The sequence below is a fragment of the Rhizobacter sp. P1_G5 genome (genome assembly GCF_056405435.1).
Window position 1 is genome coordinate 1 of record NZ_JBFUCB010000381.1, and the last position, 5,919, is coordinate 5,919.

Below are 5,919 nucleotides of genomic sequence, written 5' to 3' on the forward strand. Positions count from 1 at the left end.
GAGGACTTCCCTCCGCTGACTGGTTTCATGGCCCGTCGTCGAAACTCCCTCCGCTCACTTCGTTCGCTGTGGTCAAACAGTCGACGACAGTCAGTTCACGAAGCGCGCTGCGCGCGCGGGCCATGAAACCAGCCAGCTCCGGCGCCCCCTCCTTATTGGCGCTCCACAGCCTCCCCACCCGCGCCTTTGCGGCGCCGCCGCGCTGTGTTTTGGGGGAAAAGACTGAAGTGACTGACGAAGCATGCGAGCGCCCGCATGTTCAACGGTCACTTCAGTCTTTTCCTCCCAACAAGAGCGGGTGGTGCTGCGCGGCGGGTGTCGGGCTGGCCGGGGGGCGATTTCTGAGGCGACGGAGAAGCTTGGTCTCGGGGGTGGCGCGCGCCAGCGCGCTTCGTAGACTGACTCATCGCCACTGTTTGACCACAACGAACGAAGTGAGTGGAGGGAGTTTGGCGATGCACCCACGGGACCGAGCTTCTCCGTGGAGTCGGCCCGCCAGGGCCGACCGCCGAGGCATGAGCCCCCCGGCCAGCCCGACACCCGCCGCGACGCGCAGCAGCAAAAGCAAAGCATGAAACGAACAACCCTCATCGCAGCAGCAACAGGCATAGCCGCACTCGTCGCCTTCCCGCTCGGCATCGAGAACCCGTACTACATCCACCTGGTCGAGACCATCATGATCTACGCGATCGTGCTGTTCGGCCTCGACATCGTCGTCGGCTACACCGGCCAGGTCTCGCTCGGCCATGCCGGCCTGTTCGGCATCGGCGCCTACACCGCCGGCGTGCTCGTGATGAAGCTTGCCGCTCCGCTGTGGGTCACGCTGCCGGCCGCGATCGCCGTCACCGCGGTGTTCGGTGCGCTGCTCGCGCTGCCCGCGTTGCGCGTCACCGGCCCCTACCTCGCGATGGTCACGCTCGCCTTCGGCACCATCGTGCAGATCCTCATCAACGAGATGAGCTTCCTCACCGAAGGGCCGATGGGCATCAAGCTCGACAAGCCGATGCTGTTCGGCCTGCAGCTCGACGAACGCGGCTACTACTGGGTCGTCGTCGCGATGCTCGTCGCCTCGCTCGTCGTCGTGCACCGCATCCTGCGCTCGCACCTCGGCCGCGCGTTCGAGGCGCTGCGCGGCAGCCCGGTCGCGTCCGATTGCATGGGCGTCTCGGTGTACCGCTACAAGGTCTATGCCTTCGTGATCAGCGCTGGTCTGGCCGGCCTGGCGGGTTCTCTCTACGCCTACTCCGAGCAGTACATCTCGCCCAACACCTACAACTTCGAGCTGACGGTGATGTTCCTGCTGGCCATCATCATGGGCGGGCGCAAGACGCGCAGCGGCGCGCTGCTCGGCGCCGCGATCATCGTGATGCTGCCCAAGCTGCTCGACGACATCGAGCTGTTCCGCTGGGTCGCGGTGCTGATCGCGATCGGCGTGGTCGCCGGCTCCGCCATCGCGCTCAAGAAGGGCAAGGCCACGCCGCGCACGGTGGCCGTGCCGGTGTTCGGCAGCGTCGCGCTCGCCGGCGTGTCGTTCGTGCTGACGACGATGACCGACTGGCGGCTGTCGATCTTCGGCGTCATCACGCTGTTCGTCGTGTACTTCCTGCAGGACGGCATCATCGGCTTCCTGCGTAACGCCCTCAACTGGCACAGCCGCGTCGAGGTGCCCGCCGTCGACGCCGCCTCCGCGCCGAAAGACGCCGTCTCGACCGCCGCCCAGCACAGCGCGCCGGAGCTGCTGGTCGCCCAGGGCGTGCTGATGCAGTTCGGCGGCCTGAAGGCGCTGAACAACGTCGACCTGAGCGTGCGGCGCGGCACCATCCACGGCCTGATCGGCCCCAACGGCTCGGGCAAGAGCACGATGATGAACGTGCTGACCGGCATCTACACCCCGACCGGCGGCACGCTCGCGTTCGCCGGCCGCTCGCTGGTCGGGCGCACCTCGTCCGACATCGCGCTGTCGGGCATCGCGCGCACCTTCCAGAACGTGCAGCTGTTCGGCGAGATGACGGCGCTGCAGAACGTGCAGGTCGGGCTGCACCACACCTTCCGCAGCCACCTCGTCGACGTCGCCGTGCACACGCCGCGCTACCGGCGCGAAGAGCGTGCGGCGGCGCAACGTGCACTCGCGCTGCTGGAGTTCGTCGGCCTTGCGGAACTGGTGCACGAGGAGGCGCGCAACCTGCCGTACGGCAAGCAGCGCCTGCTCGAGATCGCTCGCGCCCTGGCGCTCGACCCGCAACTGCTGCTGCTCGACGAGCCGGCCGCCGGCCTGACCGCGCCCGACATCAAGGAGCTGATCTCGATCATCCGCAAGATCCGCGAGCACGGCATCACGGTGATCCTGATCGAGCACCACATGGACGTCGTGATGAGCATCTGCGACACCGTGTCGGTGCTGGATTTCGGGCAGAAGATCGCCGAGGGCCTGCCGGCGCAGGTGCAGGCCGACGAGAAAGTCATCGAGGCCTACCTCGGTGGCCAGGCGGCCTGAGGAGCACGACATGCTGACCATCCAGAAGCTCGAAGCCGGCTACGGCAAGGTGCAGGTGCTGCACGGCATCTCGATCGAGGTGCCACGCGGCAAGGTCGTCACGCTGATCGGCTCGAACGGCGCCGGCAAGACGACCACGATGCGCGCCGTCTCCGGAATGATCAAGCCGAGCGCCGGCGAGATCAGCCTGAACGGCCAGCGCATCGACGGGCTGGAGTCGTACCACATCGCCAAGCGCGGCCTCGCGCACTCGCCCGAAGGCCGCCGCGTGTTCGCGACGATGACGGTGACCGACAACCTGACGCTCGGCGCCTTCCCGCGGCTGACCGGCAGCCGCCCGCGCGGCGACGTGAAGGCCGACCTGGAACGCGCGCTGGAACTCTTCCCGCGGCTGAAGGAGCGGCGCGAGCAGCTCGCCGGCACCTTGTCGGGCGGCGAGCAGCAGATGCTCGCGATGGCGCGCGCGGTGATGCTGAACCCCGAGATCGTGCTGCTCGACGAGCCGTCGATGGGGCTCGCGCCGATCCTCGTCGAAGAGGTGTTCCGCATCATCGCGCGGCTGAAGTCCGAGGGCGTCACGATGCTGCTGGTCGAGCAGTTCGCAGCCGCGGCACTGAACGTCGCCGACTACGGCTACGTGCTCGAGAACGGCCGCATCTCGGTGCACGGCCCGGCCGAGCGGCTGAAGAACGATCCGGCGGTGAAGGCGGCGTACCTGGGCGGCGGGCACTGAGCGTCAAGGGCGGACGCGCCRCCCTTGACGGGCTCAGCCGTCGATGCTCAGCAGCAGCTGCGTGGCCGTGTAGGTTGGCGTGACCTTGTAGCCGGTCACCGAGATCGTGCTGAACTTGCCACGCAGGCTCGTGCCCTTGAGCACGCTCAGCGTGTCGCCCACGCTCGGGGCGAACCCGGGCTTGAAGGTCACCGTCAGCGTGCCGCCCGTCAACGTCACCGTGCCGCCGGCGCTGACGCGGCCCGCGCCCGCATCGCCGATCTGCAGCGTCAGGTTGGCACCGCCCAGGACCGAGAGCGCCCCGCCGATCGACAGCGTGGACGGTGCGCTGCAGACGAGCGTGCCTGCACCGACGAAGACGTCGCCCGCCCCGAGGGCGGTGGCCGAACCCGCCACCAGCGAACCGCCCGTGATCTCCGTGCCGCCCGAATAGGTGTTGGCACCGGCCAGCGTCAGGGAGCCTGTGCCGGCCTTGGTGAGCTTGCCGGCGCCGGCGATGTCGTTGCGCCAGGCGTCCGCGGCACTGAAGCCACCGAGCGAGGCGTCCATGCCGACCGTCACGTCGCCGGTGAACGCGCCGTAGCCGTCAGCGGCGGCGAACAGGTTCAGGCGGCCCCAGCCCTCCTTGTCATCGAGGCCGGGGTAGCCCGACGGCAGCGCCGTGCTCTTCAACACCACGCGGCGCTGGCCCGCATCGAGATAGGGCAGCCGTGTTTCCAGCAGCGCTTCGGCCCCCTTGGGCACCGTGGCGGCCTTGCTGGTGTCGCCGATCGGCGTGAGCCCGTAGGTGAGGCGTCGCAGGTAGGCCACCCGGTTGGCGGCGCGATCCGCGAAGCGATCGGTCGACGTGTCGGCCGAGTGGGCGAAGGCGTTGAGCGCTTCGGCCGTCGTCACGCCCGCGGCGGCCTTCAGCGTGCCTTGCGCCTGGGCGAAGGCGGCCTGCTTCAGCGCGGCGTTGGCGGGGTCCACGATGTTCGCGGCCGCCGAAGCCTGGCCGAGAATGCGGCCCCCCATCACGTCGAGCGGCGAATGCATGCCGGCCAGGATGCGGTTCTCGCCGAGTTCGAGCCCGCGTGCCACCATCTCCTGGAAGCGCTGCGGAAACACGTAGGCCATGGCCACGGCATCGCGCGTGGCTTCCGCGGAGTGGCCGCTGATGTAGCCGCCGTCGGTGGTCGGCGTGCTGCTCTTCGCCGGCACCAGCGACGGCGCCACCACGACGCTCGTGCTCCAGCGCCACGGCCGCGCGTACTTGTAGAAGCGCTTGGCCGGCTCGGTGGACGCATTGGTGCCGATGGCACCGATGAAGTCGACGACGCTGCCGAAGCTGGCGTTGCCGCTGCCGCCCACGCCGATGTTGTTGCCGCCGTCGTTGTAGAGCACGCTGTTCGCGTCGGCCGCGATGCTCGAGATGGTGGTGGTCTGCTGGGCCGCGGTGCGCCATGCGCTCGTCACCGGGCCGAGGCCGTCGGTCACGCTGTAGCCCTTGCCGCGCCGGTCGTCGAGGTAGGCCGCCAGCTCCTGGGCCGCGGTGCGCCGGGACGTGAGGTCGACGACGTACTGGATGTTCGCTGCGTGCGTGCCGGCGTTGAGCACCGTGCCGTCGGTGGCGTCGCCCGGAATGCCGCTCCAGCTCGACGTCACGACCGCGGGGAAGCTGCCGTTCGCGGCGGCGCTGGCCCCCGCATCGACGAGCAGCGTGCTCGGCTTCCAGATGTCGAGAAAGCCCGAGACGGCGCGCACGCCGGCGTTCGTGTCCAGCGTTGCATAGCGGGCGTCGCCGCGCTGGTTCGTGGCGGCGAAGTCGACGAAGGGCGGCACCGCCTGCACATCGGCCACCGGCGCGGTGTCGGCATGCCCCAGGCCTTGCGGCGCCGGCGGGGCGGAGACGGTTCCTCCGTCCGCAGGGCCGCTGTCACCGCCGCCGCCGCACGCGGCCAGTGCGCAGAGAGAAGCGATCGAGGCGGCGATCAGGTGGCGCCGGTGGAGGAACGGGTGCTGCATGGGGAGGTCGTCGGTTGAAAACCGGCGGACTCTATCGATGCCTGATGAAAGCCCGATGACGCTTCCCTGGCGGCGGTCAGTCCCTGCCTTGCGCCAGCAGCCGCCGCAATGTCGCCCACAGCGCATCGTCGCGGAACGGCTTGGYCATGTGGTCGTCCATGCCGGCGGCCAGGCTGCGCTCGCGGTCGCCGTCCATCGCATTGGCGGTCAGCGCGACGATCGGCGTGCGCCGGCCGTCGCCGGCCTCCTGCTCGTGCTCGCGCATGCGGCGTGCCGCCTCGAAGCCGTCCATCAGCGGCATCTGGCAGTCCATCAACACCAGGTCGGGCCGGTGCGCCTTGAACGCCGCCACTGCCTGCTCGCCGTCGCCCACCACCTGCACCGACAGCCCCAGGCCCTGCAGCGCCGCCTCGGCCACCAGCGCATTCACCGGGTTGTCCTCGGCCAGCAGCACGTGGCCGCTCAGCAGGCGGCCGCTGCGCTCGCCGGTCGCGGCGGCGGGTTCGACCGGCGCGTCTTCCGGCGCCGTCGGCAGCGCCAGCGTCAGGCGGAAGTTCGATCCCTCGCCCGGCACGCTGGTGCACACCAGGTCGCCGCCCATCGCGCGCGCCAGTTCGCGCGCGATCGTCAGGYCCAGGCCGGTGCCGCCGTAGCGGCGTCGGAACGAGTTGTCGCCCTGCTGGAACGC

Annotated in this window: 4 protein-coding genes; 2 read left to right on the top strand and 2 right to left on the bottom strand. The window is 69.5% G+C overall.

Annotated features, from left to right (window positions below):
• The first annotated feature begins 571 nt into the window (after positions 1 to 571).
• Together AC1D12_RS22340 and AC1D12_RS22345 are read left to right on the top strand one after the other, a co-directional pair.
• Positions 572 to 2,494 (top strand): branched-chain amino acid ABC transporter ATP-binding protein/permease, encoded by a 1,923-nt coding sequence (locus AC1D12_RS22340; RefSeq protein ID WP_477828110.1) that lies wholly within the window; start codon positions 572 to 574, stop codon positions 2,492 to 2,494.
• A 10-nt stretch (positions 2,495 to 2,504) separates the two neighbouring features.
• Positions 2,505 to 3,227, top strand: coding sequence for an ABC transporter ATP-binding protein (locus AC1D12_RS22345; protein ID WP_047502042.1), 723 nt, complete (start codon positions 2,505 to 2,507; stop codon positions 3,225 to 3,227).
• Between the two features lie 33 nt (positions 3,228 to 3,260).
• Here the strand turns inward: AC1D12_RS22345 and AC1D12_RS22350 are convergent, their stop codons facing one another.
• Positions 3,261 to 5,231 (bottom strand): acid phosphatase, encoded by a 1,971-nt coding sequence (locus AC1D12_RS22350; protein ID WP_477842925.1) that lies wholly within the window; start codon positions 5,229 to 5,231, stop codon positions 3,261 to 3,263.
• A gap of 76 nt (positions 5,232 to 5,307) precedes the next feature.
• Positions 5,308 to 5,919, bottom strand: a 612-nt coding sequence (locus AC1D12_RS22355) for an ATP-binding response regulator (RefSeq protein WP_477842927.1), incomplete at its 5' end; no start/stop codon positions are given.

What these genes read in the sequence shown, in the direction of transcription:
- AC1D12_RS22350 (WP_477842925.1), bottom strand. Translation starts at nt 5,231, where the DNA reads ATGCAGCACCCGTTCCTCCACCGGCGCCACCTGATCGCCGCCTCGATC.
- AC1D12_RS22345 (WP_047502042.1), top strand. Translation starts at nt 2,505, where the DNA reads ATGCTGACCATCCAGAAGCTCGAAGCCGGCTACGGCAAGGTGCAGGTG.
- AC1D12_RS22340 (WP_477828110.1), top strand. Translation starts at nt 572, where the DNA reads ATGAAACGAACAACCCTCATCGCAGCAGCAACAGGCATAGCCGCACTC.